Below are 14298 nucleotides of genomic sequence, written 5' to 3'. Positions count from 1 at the left end.
GCAGGCGAATGCCTGCCCTGTTGCATGAACGGCTAGGCCAACAGATTGCTGGGCCTCAGATTGCTAGCAAAGGAGCGCGACCTTGAGTAGCGAAATCATCAAAGTCCCCGATATCGGGGGGAGCACCGACGTCGAGATCATCGAAATCGCGGTGTCCGAGGGCGATGTGATTGCCCCAGAAGATACCCTGATCACGCTTGAGTCCGACAAGGCCAGTATGGATGTGCCTTCGCCCAAGGCCGGTACCGTCAAACGCGTACTGGTCAAGGAAGGCGACAAGGTCTCCGAGGGCGACGATATCGTCGAACTCGAGATGGAAGGTGACGACAGCGGTGATGCGGCACAGGACGATACGCCTGCGCAGCGCGAAGAGCCCGCTGGTGAAGAAAAACTTGAGCAGCCGGCTCAGGAAGAGGAGAAGTCTGCAGCGCCCAAGTCGGGCGGCGGCAAGCGGACTGTCGAGATCAAGGTACCGGACCTTTCCGGTAGCGACGACGTGCCGATTATCGAGCTCGCGGTCAGTGAGGGCGACGAAGTCGATGTCGAGGATCCGCTGATCACGCTCGAATCCGATAAGGCATCGATGGACGTACCCAGCCCCCACAAGGGCAAGATCGTCTCGCTGACCGTCAAGGAAGGCGATCATGTCTCTACGGGTGACGTGATTGGCACGATGGAAATCGCTGATGAGAGTGACGCAGCGGATCAGGACGATGCTCAGGTGCCGAGCAACGCTGAGCAGAGTAGTGGTAGTGCCGACTACACCGAGCAGGCTGCTCCTGACGAAGCCGATAGCGGCGATGTCGAGAGCGAAGGCGAATCGCAGCGCAAGGAATTGCGTGTACCGGATCTCGGCGGTAGCGAGAACGTGCCGATTATCGAGATTGCCGTCAGTGAAGGCGATGAGGTCAACGAAGAAGATTCGTTGATCACGCTCGAATCCGATAAGGCATCGATGGACGTGCCGAGCCCGTTCAAGGGCACGCTGGTCGAGCTGTCTGTCAAGGAAGGCGATACCGTCTCCGAAGGCGACCTGATCGGTTACATCGAAGTGACAGGCAGCAAGCGAAAGCCCGCACCGGCGAAAAAAGATGCGCCCAAGGCTCAAGGCGGCCAGCAGGCGCCGGCCGGCCAGAAGGACGCTGGCAGCTATGGTGGCGAACCTGCTCCGAAAGGCAAGCAGGGTGCTGATCGCAGCACTCAGGGTGAACCGGGGCCAGAGGCACAGCACGCCAATGGTAAGCCGCGCAATGGCAAGCTGGTTCATGCTGGCCCGGCGGTGCGCATGCTGGCGCGCGAGCTTGGGGTGGAACTGTCTGAAGTGACGCCCAGCGGTCCGAAGGATCGCATTCTCAAGGAAGACGTCCACGCTTACGTCAAGAGCGTGATGAAACGTCAGAAGGATGCGCCGCAGGCTGCTGCCACCGCTACGCAGGGTGGGGCAGGTATTCCGCCGATTCCGGCAGTCGACTTCAGCCAGTTTGGCGAGGTCGAAGAGAAGCCGATGGGCCGCCTGACGAAGGCCGGTGCGCTTAACCTGCATCGCTCGTGGCTGAATGTGCCTCACGTCACTCAGTTCGACGAGGCGGACATCACTGAGCTGGAGAACTTCCGCAAGGCGATGAAGGAAGAGGTTCAGGCCCAGGGTGCGCGACTGACGCCGCTGCCGTTCTTGATCAAGGCTGCGGCCTATGCGCTCAAGAAGTATCCGCAGTTCAACGTCTCGCTGCATCCTGATGGCGACAAGGTGGTGTGGAAGAAGTACGTCCACATCGGCGTGGCGGTCGATACGCCCAATGGTCTGCTGGTGCCGGTCATTCGTGATGTCGATAAGAAGAGCATCACCGACATCGCCAAGGAGACCGTCGAACTCGCCAAGAAGGCGCAGGATGGCAAAATCCGCGGTGATGACATGAAGGGTGGCTGCTTCACCATCTCGAGCCTCGGCTCGATCGGTGGTACGGCTTTCACGCCGATCGTCAACGCGCCGGAAGTGGCCATCCTCGGCGTCTCCAAGGCGCAGATGAAGCCGGTGTGGAACGGTAAGGACTTCACCCCTAGGCTAATGATGCCGCTGTCGTTGTCTTACGATCACCGTGCAGTCAACGGTGCTGATGCGGCGCGTTTCACTGCCTTCCTGGCCCAGGTGCTGAGTGATATTCGTCGGCTCGTGCTGTAATTGAGCCCGGCGTAATGTAAGCGACCCCTCAAGAGGGGTCGCTTTTTTTTATGGAAGCGCCGCAGCACGGTACGACGATACACAGCAGTACCAACGTCGTGAATACGGTGCATGACGGTTATGCGACAGTATGATGCTTGTCCCCGGGCCAGGGGCTAGGTATCGTTTATCGAAAGATTGGCAGGTTCGACGGCTAACATGGCTGCTCGTGACCCATCATTGCGCGTGACAAGTAGGGCTCGTTCGGGGCCGGGCTTCAGTCGAGGCGTTCATAATAGCGATGCAAGGAGCGATATTAATGCGTTTGATCTTGTTGGGGGCCCCAGGCGCGGGTAAAGGAACACAGGCGCAATTCATTTGCGAGCATTTCAGCATTCCACAGATATCCACCGGTGACATGCTGCGCGCGGCGGTCAAGGAGGGCAGTGAGCTGGGACTCAAGGTCAAAGAGATCATGACAAGCGGTCAGCTGGTCTCCGATGACATTATCATCGCACTGATCAAGGAGCGTATTACTCAGCCTGATTGCGCCAATGGCTTTCTGTTCGACGGTTTCCCGCGCACCATTCCTCAAGCCGATGCGTTGAAGGATGCCAATATCAAGCTGGATCATGTCGTCGAGATTGCCGTGGCCGACCAGGAGATCATCAAGCGTCTTTCCGGACGCCGGGTACATCCCGATTCCGGGCGTATCTATCACGTCGAGTACAATCCGCCCCGGCAGGAAGGTAAGGATGATGTCACGGGTGAGCCGCTGATTCAGCGTGATGATGATAAGGAGTCAACGGTGCGTAACCGGCTCTCAGTCTACCATGAGCAAACAGCACCGCTGGTAGAGTACTATCAGCAGTGGGCGAAGGATGAGCCGGCGCAAGCACCCCAGTATCATCGTATCGAAGGGGTCGGCAGCGTTACTGATATTCAGGCCAAGCTAATGTCAGCGCTCGGGCAGTAATGGCCGGATATTAAGCGGATGCCGTGTGCTGACACTTCCCCGCCTAGACATGAACGGCGCTTATTGCGCCGTTTTATGTCGAAGTGCTGATCCGAAACCAGTGATGCATGTAATCCTTTTGCCTATCTATATACCTTCGTATAATACCTCCGCTTTTTTCCTACTATTGTGAAGCCCATGACTACGCTGTTGGCCCTTGATGCCTCATCCACTGCCTGCTCTGTTGCACTATGGCAGGATGGCAAGGTAACGGGCGCATTCGAGTATGCGCCTCGTGAACATACTCGCCGTTTGATGCCAATGATTGATGACGTATTGGCTGAGGCAGACGTGTCCTTGGCTGAGCTGGATGCGCTCGCTTACGGACGCGGCCCCGGCTCGTTCACGGGTATTCGTATCGCTGCGGGTACCGCGCAGGGATTGGCTTACGGCCTTGAGCGCCCATTGATTCCTGTTTCGACGTTACAGGCGATGGCGCTTGGCACTCACCGTCAGCATGGTGCGCAGCTTGTCATTCCCGCTTTCGATGCGCGCATGAGCGAGCTTTACATCTGTGCCTATCGCTGCGAGAACGATCAGGTTACGGCCTTGATGGATGAGCAGGTCATTGCGCCTGAGGCGTTCATATTGCCGTCTGCCTGTGAAGGTGAGCGTTTCATGGGGGTTGGCTCCGGCTGGATGCTGGCATCGTCACTGTCTCAGACTATTCGGGACGCTGTCAGCCGTTCTCTTCCCGAGCAGGAACCCGATGCGGCCGACATAGTGCGCCTGGCGGCCGCCATGTTTGCGGCAGGCGGCGGCCTCGCGCCGCATGAGGCCATTCCCGTCTATCTGCGTGACAAGGTAACGTCCCGCCCGAAGTGATGTTCAAGGAAACACCCATGGATTGGATACATATTGTTGTACTTTCCCTGTTACAGGGAATTACCGAGTTCCTGCCTGTTTCATCGTCGGCTCACTTGATTCTGCCTTCGCAACTGCTCGGCTGGCCGGACCAGGGGCTGGCCTTCGATGTGGCGGTCCATGTGGGCACGTTGCTTGCCGTTCTGATTGCCTTTCGACATGAGGTGGTGGCGACTGCAGGTGGCTGGTTCCGCCATGTCTTCAAGCGAGAGGCGAGTGCTGAGAGCCGTCTGGGCTGGGCCGTGATCATCGGTACATTGCCGGCGGCGCTGATCGGTTACGTGCTGGAAGACGCGATTGAGCTTTACACACGCTCGGCGCTGGTCATTGCGACATCGACGATTGTCTTCGGGCTGGTGCTGTGGTGGGCGGATGCTAAGGGCTCGCGAGTCTACGAGATGGGCCGCCTTGATTGGAAATCGGCGCTCTTCATTGGCTGTGCCCAGGCGCTGGCGCTAATTCCTGGTACATCACGTTCCGGTATTACCATTACCGCTGCGTTATTGCTGGGCTTTACACGGCAGTCTGCGGCCCGTTTTTCTTTCTTGCTCTCCATTCCATTGATTCTTGCGGCCGGCACGCTGAAAACCGTCGAGCTGGTGCAGACGGGGACCGATACCCAGTGGATTGATATCGCCTGGGGCATAGGGCTCTCTTTTGTCTCTGCGGTGTTGTGTATCAAGCTGTTTCTGGCCGCGCTTGACCGCATCGGTATGCTGCCCTTCGTGATTTACCGGTTGGTGCTGGGCGTTGTGCTGTTTGCACTGTTCCTATGAGCGTTTTCCATACGGGGGTTGGCTGGCTGGGGCGCGTTGAATGACGCATATCGTTATAGCAGGGACATCATCGCAGCTGATGAATCTCGCCGAGCAGTTGGGGCTCGAGACGGTTGCAAGTGAGGCGGCTATCGTTGAAAAGACGACCACGTTATGGCTGCGCGAAGGCGAACACGGACTGGAGCTTGGTGGCGACGCCAGGCTGTTCGGCAATCCGATTCGTGCCGATTTTGTGGCGGGACGTGCGGCGCATCGTCGGCAGTTCGGCGGTGGTCGTGGCCAATTGATTGCCAAGGCATGCGGCGTAAAAAATGGTTTGACGCCAAGTGTCGTAGACGCGACTGCCGGTCTGGGGCGTGACAGTTTTGTGCTGGCAGCATTAGGTTGCCCGGTGTTAATGGTCGAGCGTGTGGGTGCGATTGCTGCGCTACTTGACGATGCATTGCTGCGTGCCCGCGGCGATAGTGAGATTGCCGCTATTGCAGCACGCATGACGCTTGCATGGGGCGATAGCGCAACGCAGTTGGCGGCGTTGGTCGAGCAGTCAGGGCAGGCGCCCGAGGTGATCCATCTCGATCCTATGTTCCCTCATCGCGACAAGCATGCGCTGGTCAAAAAGGAGATGCGTCTGTTTCGAGAGCTGGCGGGTGACGACGATGATGCGCCGCGGCTGCTTGAAGCGGCTCTTGATGTCGCTTCTCACCGTGTTGTGGTCAAACGCCCTCGGCGTGCCCCACCTATCGAAGGCACCAAGCCAAACCATGTCATCGAGGGCAAGACCAGCCGCTACGACCTCTACGTACATCGCGCACTGCGTTAAAACCTTTCCTGTGATGCATTTTTGCGCGGCTACTGCGAGGCAGAATTGACCTCGGGTTGGGCCTTTACCGGTTCCCTGCCAGTGAGCTGAGAGAGGCGATGGCGCAGCGCTGGGTCAAACAGGATACGGCTTTTGCGCAGTGCATCGCTCAGGTGTGTATCGAAATGAAGCCGGTTGTCCTGAACCCATATCCACTTTTGTTCCTCAAGCATGTCGAGCAGGGCGCTAAATAAACGGCGGTCGAAATATTCCGGGGCGTTCAAGCCGCGCAGGAGGGTAAGCCGCTCGGCCAACAGACGGCTCTGCTCCTCAAGGGCTTCCCGAGTAAGCTGACCAGGGGGAAACCGCATCAGCGAGGAGAGCAGTAAAAAGCCCCGTTCGAGCGTAGGCTGGATGGGCATCGCCAGCAGATCGAGGCTCTCGTCCGCTTCCTGTGAACCGGCCACACGCCGCCAATAATTACCGTCATCTTCAAGCAGGCCTTGCTGGGTCAGGGCGTCAAGAATGGTCTTGATGCGCTCGCGTGGCGGGGTGTTTTCAGGCAGATAGAATTCTCGCGTCATGGCGGGCCAGGCCGGCGCAATGAGATTGGCAATAGTGTCGAGATCGAAGCGTGAGTTGTTACGAAAGGCAAAAGCCACGAGCGCATGCGGCGCGAATAGATGAAGGATGTTATTGCGGTACCAAGTCAGCGATGTCGTTTGCTTGTCGCTGGCGATGATCAGTTCGCCGAGCGGGTGTGCATGGCGCTCGATCATACCCAGCGCGGCGGCATGGTTGATCCACTGCTGTGGTTCTCCTTCCGGTAGCATCACCCGTTCGCCGCCGGGAGTAAGACGCTGCAGGGCAACCATTACATGAAGTTGACGTTTTAACACCTCCACCTCAATCGCCTGGTAAGGCGAGGCCAGCATAACCATGGCGACCAGCGCCACCGGATTGAGAGTGGCTGCTGCATTGATGCGGGTGACAATTTCATTGCCGATGCGTGGCACGGCCTGCTCAATCCAGTCAGCCTTGCCATCCTCTGCGCGAGCCTGCCGCCACTGCGGCGTATGTTCATCAAGAAAGGCGGCCAAATCGATCGGCTTGCCGATATTAACGTGCACTTGGCCGAAGGGTTGACGTAGATGCTTGATCACACGGATCAAGTCGAGCGGAGATTCCTTTTTTTTCCGCCCACTTTGCAACTCTTTCTGGTAGGTACCTGATTCAAGCACCTTCTCGTAGCCGATATAGACCGGAATAAAGGCAAGTTCACGATGAGTCTGGCGTGCAAACGAGCGCAGCGTCATCGCTAGCATGCCCGGGCGAGGCTGTAGCATGCGCCCGGTGCGTGAACGTCCCCCTTCGATGAAGTATTCCACCGGATGGCCGCGCGACAGCAGTTGGTGCAGGTATTCATTGAATACGGTCGCATAAAGGCGATTGCCATTGAAGCTGCGGCGCATGAAAAAGGCGCCGGCGCGGCGCAGCAGCGGACCGATTAGCGGCATGTTGAGGTTGCGCCCGGCAGCGATATGCGGCGGCATCAGTCCTTGATCGTAAAGCACATAGGACAGTAGCAGATAGTCGATGTGGCTACGGTGGCAGGGCACGTAAACAAGTTCATGATCACGAGCCAGGGCTTTGACCTCATCAAGACCGTTGACGCTCACGCCATCATAGAGACGATTCCAGAGCCGGCCGAGCAATTGGTACATGAACAGCATGACCGGGGCGGACATGTTGGAGGCGATTTCAAAGCCATAGCGCAGCGCGCGCTGTTCAGTATTTTGCTGAGTCTGATGACGTTCTGCCGCGCCCTCTTGGATGGCTTGAGTAACTGCCGGTCGTTTCATGATATCGGCAATCAGCGTGCGACGGTGGGAAAGGTCGGGACCGAGTACCTGGATGCGGGTACGGCGGAAATGCACACGTAGTAGACGGGCAATACGTCGACGTGCTCGCTCGTGATCGCTCGGGCCAGCATTAAGCAGCGGACGCAGACGCAGTGGGGCGCCAAAGCGGACATCAAGATGTTTGACGTTGACAAATATTGCCAGCAGGCGTTTCAGGCGCCCTGTGATAGGCCAGCTATCAGCGGCGAGCAATTTCCAGAAGCCCAGTGGCTGCTTGTTGGGCAAGCGCCGCCAGAACACGGTCACCGGGACAAGCTGTACATCGCTGTCTTCATGTTGTTGAACAATATCAATGAGCGTATCCCACTGATGGGATAGCACGCTTTGCGGCGCTGCACGTCTGGAGTACTTTGGCCGCATCAAGGCGATATAGCCATGAGGAAAAACCTTGTCGCCTAGCTGGCGAGAGGTGTTTGGACAAGGCAGATCAAACTCGCGACACAGTTTTTCCAGCACTAGTGCATCGGAGAATGCGACATAGGGCAGCACATAAATGACCGGAATGTCAGGCGTAAGGGCCAGAGATTCGGGAGCCGGTTCGACGCTACGGATAGAAGCCTGGGACGCAAACCAGCGGCGCGCGAGCGCATCCAGGGGGTATCGTAGCGATGACAGAAGAGACATGCGGTACATAGGCTCCGAGCAATAAGCGTTCAGTATAGCGATGGGGCCGAGAGGAGCGAAACGAAAGTCGGTAGAGATTACGGGTGAGCTAACAATGAACGCTGGCCTGACATTGGCTGGCGAGGAGGATTCACTGGTGATCAAGCCTTGTGAGTCCTTGAACGTGGCTAGGGGATATGTTGAAACGTTGTTTGAACGAGCGGGAAAAATGCGCCTGGCTGTTGAAGCCATAACGGTAGGCAATTTCGCCGATACTGTAGTGCTGTAGACAAGGGTTGCGCAGGTCTTGATAAGCTCGCTCCAGACGCTGCCGAATAATGAACTGCGCAGTGGAGGTTTCTTCGCTTGCGAAAAGGCGGTTAAGGTGCCGCTCTGAGATGCCCACCGCTTGGGCAATAGTGGCGCACGTCAGGCCGGGATTGTCGATATTTTCACGGATAAAATGCTTTGCCGCGATAAGATAGGAAATCATCAATGCCGTACTTTTTGGGTTACTCGTTTGTCGTCTGATAAGACTGCCAAGCAGGGCGTGAATCGTTCCCTGCGCGGCCGCATACGCTTCTTCGTGTGGGTAAACAAATAGGGTATGCAGATAATCGTGCAGCGCCGAGATAAAGAGCCGGTTTGCGCGGTCATGGGCAGTGATTGCGGTGGGCTTGTCCGGAGTGCCACCGAAATAGCGACCGAATACCGCACGAGGAATGTCGATAATGATCTGCTCCATTGCGCAGGTGAAGCCGTACATGTAGGCCTTGTCGGTGGGATAGACAACCATGTCTCCTGGGTTCAGTAACAGGCACTCTTTACCCTGATAGAAAAAAGCGTTGCCCTTTTGGATTAGACAGACAAATACGGAGTCCTTAGGCATTAGACGAATGGCTTCCTGGCCCCGTTCGATAACATGCTCATTGCCGACAATCATGGCGAGCCGGAGCTGTTCCAGGGCAATGTTCTTCTGTCGAACTGCCAACCCTTCGGCGGCGAACGACGAACATTTCAGGCTGACCAGTCGGGAGGCATTGTACTCCTCCCAATAGGCGAGTCGCTGCTCGATGGGAAGGTGCTCCGTCGATGCCTCTCTTATCTCCGGCCAAGCTGTCATGACGTGGCGCCTCCTGGCTTGCAATGATCCGGCGGTAGATACGTATTCAAGCTAACGGGAATGGTTGGTAGTTCCTATTGGGCTTTCGATGCAGTTAACCCAGACAGGGCGCTGGATAACCGTGCGGCAGAGCATGCTGCCGATGAAGCAGTTTCACGACGCAAGCCTATCGACTAAAGATGTGCTGACCGGAAAAGTCAAAATTCATGGCCGGAATCATCAATAGCGCTAGAGGGCAATTGGCTAGAGTCGGAGTTGACCACGACGGAGAGCAACCACATGCCCGAGCTTGCCAAGAACGAATTCTGGAAAGACCTGAGTCCTATCCCCAACTGCTTCATGCCGGATGCCAAGCCCGAAGTCTATATCCATGATGCAGCCACCGCCGACGAGAAACTCTACGTTCCCTTCACCGAGACAGTGGCATCGCGACCGCTATGGATATCGCCGAGCGAGAACAAATGGTGCGATATCTTGATGGCCAAGCGTGCCGGGCTGGTGAACCGTCATTACCATCCCAATGAAGTATTCGCTTACACCATTTCGGGCAAGTGGGGCTATCTCGAGCATGAGTGGACCGCTACGGCGGGCGACTTTGTCTACGAAACGCCGGGCGAGGGCCATACGCTGGTGGCCTATGAGCACGAGGAACCGATGAAAACCTTCTTTATCGTCAAGGGCCCATTGATCTGGTTGAACGAGGAGGGTAACGCCGACGGTTATTTCGACGTGCATTCCTATATTGCCATGTGCCGCGATCACTACGAGAAAATCGGTCTCGGTGCCAGCTACGTCGATACGCTCTTCCGCTAGGATTCCCACCAACTATTGAGGCACGGGCCTCGGCCAGCGCTAGGCTCGTGACCGGGTGCCCCTATGTCCACAAAGAATAGCATTAAGACGTATGAGAACGTTTTGCTTGCAGTATTGTTTGTAGCATTTGGCTTCGTCTTCTTTGACCGTCTTGCCCTGTCGTTCCTGTTTCCCTTTATCGCCGAGGAGCTTCATCTCAGCAATACGCAGTTGGGCATGCTGTCATCGACGCTAGCGCTGGCCTGGGCCGTTTCGGGTGCGCTGGTCGGCGCCTATTCGGACAGGACTGGCGTGCGCAAGCCGCTGCTGGTCTGTGCAGTCATCCTATTCTCGGTCTGCTCGGCGTTGTCAGGACTAGTGACGGGCTTTCTTAGCCTGCTACTGTTTCGCGCCATCATGGGTTTAGCCGAAGGGCCGATTCTGCCGCTGTCTCAGTCATTGATGGCGGAAGCCTCCTCGCCCCACCGGCGCGGCTTCAACATGGGACTGTTGCAGGGTTCATCCGCCGGCCTGTTTGGTGCGATTATCGCACCACCCGTCCTGATTGGCCTAGCCCAGATGCTGGGCTGGCGCTATGCCTTCTACGCTACGCTGATTCCTGGTCTGATCATTGCCTTCCTGGTTTGGCATTATGTCAAGGAGCGCCCGCCTCAGGAGGTAGTGTCGGCACTACCGCAGGAGAAAGAATGCATCGAGCCGCACGACAAGACTACGAGCCGGCTGCAATTGCTTAAAGATCGCAACATTCTGCTTTGCACTTTGATCAGCTGCGCCTTCCTGACCTGGTTTGTGATCTTGATATCTTTCACGCCCACCTATCTGATGGCGGAGGGGCACTATTCGGCGGATGCCATGGGCAGCATCATGAGCTGTATTGGTGTCGGATGGGTGCTCTGGGGCTTCGGCGTGCCGGCGATATCGGATCGCATCGGCCGCCGCCCCGCGCTAGTAACCTTCGCTCTGGTTGCCGCCTGCTGTCCCCTGGCGCTGCTTTTCGTCTCATCGCCCTTTGTACTAGGTTTCTTTGTCATGACCACTTTCACCGGATTGGGATGCTTTTCGCTATTCATGGCGGTCATTCCGACTGAGACAGTGCCGCGCCAGGCGACGGTAACCGCGCTGGGATTGATCATGGGTGTTGGCGAGCTGATGGGTGGCTTCGTCGCTCCATCTATCGCCGGCTACGCCGCTGATCAGTACAGTCTGGCGATAGTAATGTGGATATCAGCAGGAGGGGCGGTTGTCTCGGCACTGTTGGCCCTGTTGCTGAAGGAGACGGCACCGAACAGACGGCCAGCAGTGCAGCAAGTAGATTCCTACCCGGCTAAATCGACCGTCTGACAAGGCATGCCAGTCTTGGGCTGGCATGTTTCAACATCTGTATCCTATGTTCGACAGCAGGTCGTAGGCCGCCTGATGCCCTTCCATTCCTTCTGATACTTGCCCATACACCTTCGTAAGTAATTGTGCGTCACCGCATGGTAATCTGCTTATGGCGAAAGGGGTAAAGCCAGGTGAACACGAAATATTTTCAGCGTTTTAGGCTGTTGCGGCGTGAACAGTTGCGGATTAATGATCACTATGGCGTATAAAATGGTGAGCAGCACGAGGAAAGTGACCTAACAACACGTGACTGGAAGCGAGTTGCAGGCGCTAGATTGGAAATGACAAGGAGTAGTCATGCAGGCGCACTGGCGCGAGGGCAATCGTTTCGTTCTGCTTCCCGAAGGGCAGCGTTATCTGCCGGTGCTTTTCGAGGCGATAGATCAGGCTAACCACTCTATATTGCTTGAACTTTATGCCTTCGATGAAGGTGAACTGGCTGAGCGTTTCATCACCGCGCTGACCCGTGCTGCTGAGCGGGGCGTTATAGTGCTTTTACTGCTCGACGGTGCAGGTGCCTGGGGAATGTCGAGCCAGAGTCAGCAGCGTCTGCTCAATGCGGGCGTGGCACTACGCTATTTTAATCCGCTCACGGCCAAGCGACTGCTTTCCGTCAAGCGGCTGACATCGCTTAAACGCTTGCGTACCAGCATTTCACGTGATCATCGCAAAATATTGATTATCGATGGACAGGTGGCGTTTACCGGTGGCTTCGGGGCGATGGATTACTTCTTAAACGGCTGGTTTGAGGTGGCGGTACGTATCGAGGGGCCGTGTGTTAATGATTGGATTGCCTTATTTCATAGCGTTTGGGCATCCCGATTGAGCCAGGGAAGCGGGGATCCGGCACTGATGCAGCGTGTGATCAATCACATGCGCGACACTGCTGTTGAAAGCCACATGAATGGCCGTGTGATCTGGGGCGGTGGCTATCGTTATCAGGCCATCCGTCGCTCGCTGCATCATCGTATCAATACCGCACAGCGAAGGGTTTGGCTGTGTACGCCCTATTTCGCACCTACACTTAGTTTAAGGCGGTTGCTGGTGCGCGCTGCACGACGCGGGGTTGATGTGCGTCTGCTGCTGCCGAGTGACGTCCATCACGATCATCCCACCGTACGCTATGCGGGGCAGCGCTTTTATGCGCGGCTGTTGAGAGGCGGCGTGCGCATTTATGAATATCAACCCGACTTCATCCATGCCAAATTCGCTATCTGCGATGATTGGAGCACCGTGGGGTCTTGCAATTTCGACCACTGGAGCTTGCAGTGGAACCTGGAGGCCAATCAGGAAGTTGAGAATGCTGAGTTTTCCCATGAGCTCGCCATGATCTTTGAGCGCAATTTTGCCAAGAGCTATGAAATCAGCTCGTTGGTATGGGAGCAACGGCCTTACTGGCAGCGTATTCGCGAATGGTGTTTTGGGACGCTCGATGCGCTGATTACACGGCTGCGGTAAGTTTTGCTCGAGGACAAGACGGGAAGCCGGCTGACCGGCATCCCGTCGTGCATACTTAAGTTGGTATTAACGTTTATTGCCGCGGCGTCCCCTGGCGGATTTCTTGGCAGGGGGCGGCCCTTTTGTTTCCGGCGGGGTGCGATAAAGCAGATAGAGATCGAGGGTGAGTTCAGGCAGCTGTTGGGCGAGACGGCTTGCCTCTTGGGAGCTCTGAATCAGTTCGGCAAGATCTGGGTCTTCTTCTTCAAAAAGCCCTGATAGCGCCATGAAGGGCAACAGCAACTGAGCGGCGTGCTCCTCGTAGGTGCCAAACCAGCTTGATTCGTTCAGAAATACCCCTTCCATGAAGCCAGCGCACCAGATGGCGATGGGCGTTTCTTCAAGCGCTTCTTCGTCATCGGCGGTGAACTCCAGCGTGAAGGGGAGTTCGGGTAGATGTCCCTGTTCGAATGCCTCCACCGCACTGCTTCTGATCGTTTCAAGCGTCCCGAGAATATAATCGCGCTCGGCATCGTCGTTGAATTCAGGCTCGCCATTGAACAGCACGGGAATCCAGACGGCAGAGTCGACCGTTTCGGGCGCAATGGCTAAGGCGACGAGAAATCCATGTGCGCCAAAAATGTCGAGTGCTTCGCCATCGACACGGTCGGAGTCGAGGAACTCATCAAGCGCCTCAAGCGCCTCGTCATCAAGCAGGGGGTGAGTGAGGGGAGCGGTATCGGCCATGGTATGTCGCTATCTCTGATGAACGGGCTTTACGAGTCGTTTGTCCTACATCATTCTAGCATCCATGACTGCATTTATTTCCTCTCTTCCTTCAGCGGCTGAGCTCGATACGCTCGATGACAAGGCGCTCGCTGAGCTACTGTGCGTTCAGGTCGAACATTGCTGGCGCCATGCCTACCGGTTTCATCCCGATATGCCTATGCCACCGGTCTGGCTTGATCTGCGTGGCAAGAGCGCGGGGCAGGCTCATTTCGGGCGCGGTGGTCTGCGTTTTAATCCCATCCTTTATCGCGACCATCGCCATGCGTTTCTAGCTGAGGTCGTGCCGCATGAGTTCGCGCATTGGGTCGTTCATCATGTTTACGGCTCACGTGTTCGTCCCCATGGCTGGCAGTGGCAGGTCACCATGCGTGAGATGTTTGGACTTGAGCCCAGGGTAACGCATCGTTTTGATACCCGAAAAGCCAGTCCGGCGCCTTTTGTATACCGCTGCGAATGCCGCGAGCACCATTTCAGTTCGCGCCGTCATCATCACGCGCTGCGGGGTACGCCTTATCGTTGCCGCAGCTGCAAAGTATGGCTTGAATTCGTAGGTAAGACGGATGAGTTGACATAACTTTTTGTTTGATAAGGGAAAATTTTCGACCAAGGTCTAATG

12 protein-coding genes are annotated in these 14298 nt (G+C 56.4%); 9 read left to right on the top strand and 3 right to left on the bottom strand.

All coding sequences use genetic code 11. From position 1 onward, the window contains the following. Positions 1-82: 82 nt before the first annotated feature. The 5 genes from aceF (at position 83) to C3Z11_RS08570 (ending at position 5633) form a co-directional block, all read left to right on the top strand. Positions 83-2179, top strand: a complete 2097-nt coding sequence (gene aceF / locus C3Z11_RS08590) for a pyruvate dehydrogenase complex dihydrolipoyllysine-residue acetyltransferase (protein ID WP_106477505.1) — start codon at positions 83-85, stop codon at positions 2177-2179. 298 nt (positions 2180-2477) lie between these two features. Beyond that, positions 2478-3134, top strand: a complete 657-nt coding sequence (gene adk, locus C3Z11_RS08585) for an adenylate kinase (RefSeq protein ID WP_106477504.1) — start codon at positions 2478-2480, stop codon at positions 3132-3134. 177 nt (positions 3135-3311) lie between these two features. Beyond that, on the top strand, positions 3312-3998 hold the full coding sequence (gene tsaB, locus C3Z11_RS08580; protein ID WP_106477503.1) for a tRNA (adenosine(37)-N6)-threonylcarbamoyltransferase complex dimerization subunit type 1 TsaB: 687 nt from the start codon (positions 3312-3314) through the stop codon (positions 3996-3998). 17 nt (positions 3999-4015) lie between these two features. Further along, positions 4016-4813, top strand: coding sequence for an undecaprenyl-diphosphate phosphatase (locus tag C3Z11_RS08575; protein WP_106477502.1), 798 nt, complete (start codon positions 4016-4018; stop codon positions 4811-4813). A gap of 40 nt (positions 4814-4853) precedes the next feature. Continuing rightward, positions 4854-5633, top strand: coding sequence for a class I SAM-dependent methyltransferase (locus C3Z11_RS08570; protein ID WP_106477501.1), 780 nt, complete (start codon positions 4854-4856; stop codon positions 5631-5633). Positions 5634-5662: 29 nt separating this feature from the next. On the opposite strand, the gene plsB is transcribed toward C3Z11_RS08570, so the two are convergent. Continuing rightward, positions 5663-8158: a glycerol-3-phosphate 1-O-acyltransferase PlsB gene (plsB, locus tag C3Z11_RS08565; protein WP_106477775.1), complete on the bottom strand. Its 2496-nt coding sequence runs from the start codon at positions 8156-8158 to the stop codon at positions 5663-5665. 130 nt (positions 8159-8288) lie between these two features. Then, positions 8289-9260 carry a helix-turn-helix domain-containing protein gene (locus tag C3Z11_RS08560; protein ID WP_106477500.1) on the bottom strand — a complete coding sequence of 324 codons (972 nt, stop codon included), beginning with the start codon at positions 9258-9260 and terminating at the stop codon, positions 8289-8291. Between the two features lie 279 nt (positions 9261-9539). Between C3Z11_RS08560 and C3Z11_RS08555 the strand changes: the two genes are divergently transcribed. From C3Z11_RS08555 to C3Z11_RS08545, 3 genes are all read left to right on the top strand, one after another. Next, complete coding sequence (locus tag C3Z11_RS08555; RefSeq protein ID WP_106477499.1) at positions 9540-10073, top strand: 2,4'-dihydroxyacetophenone dioxygenase family protein; 534 nt, start codon at positions 9540-9542, stop codon at positions 10071-10073. A 63-nt stretch (positions 10074-10136) separates the two neighbouring features. Beyond that, positions 10137-11414, top strand: coding sequence for an MFS transporter (locus tag C3Z11_RS08550; RefSeq protein ID WP_106477498.1), 1278 nt, complete (start codon positions 10137-10139; stop codon positions 11412-11414). Between the two features lie 339 nt (positions 11415-11753). Continuing rightward, the gene (locus C3Z11_RS08545) at positions 11754-12914 is read left to right on the top strand and encodes a phospholipase D-like domain-containing protein (protein ID WP_106477497.1); all 1161 of its coding nucleotides are present in this window, start codon (positions 11754-11756) and stop codon (positions 12912-12914) included. A 66-nt stretch (positions 12915-12980) separates the two neighbouring features. On the opposite strand, the gene C3Z11_RS08540 is transcribed toward C3Z11_RS08545, so the two are convergent. Beyond that, positions 12981-13640 (bottom strand): YecA/YgfB family protein, encoded by a 660-nt coding sequence (locus C3Z11_RS08540; protein ID WP_106477496.1) that lies wholly within the window; start codon positions 13638-13640, stop codon positions 12981-12983. Positions 13641-13704: 64 nt separating this feature from the next. Between C3Z11_RS08540 and C3Z11_RS08535 the strand changes: the two genes are divergently transcribed. Further along, positions 13705-14256, top strand: a complete 552-nt coding sequence (locus C3Z11_RS08535) for a SprT family zinc-dependent metalloprotease (RefSeq protein ID WP_106477495.1) — start codon at positions 13705-13707, stop codon at positions 14254-14256. The last annotated feature ends 42 nt before the right edge of the window (positions 14257-14298 follow it).

This window comes from Phytohalomonas tamaricis (assembly GCF_003012345.1).
GTDB lineage: Bacteria > Pseudomonadota > Gammaproteobacteria > Pseudomonadales > Halomonadaceae > Phytohalomonas > Phytohalomonas tamaricis.
The sequence above is the reverse complement of the archived record's forward strand: the minus strand, read 5'-3'. Positions and strand labels throughout refer to the sequence as shown.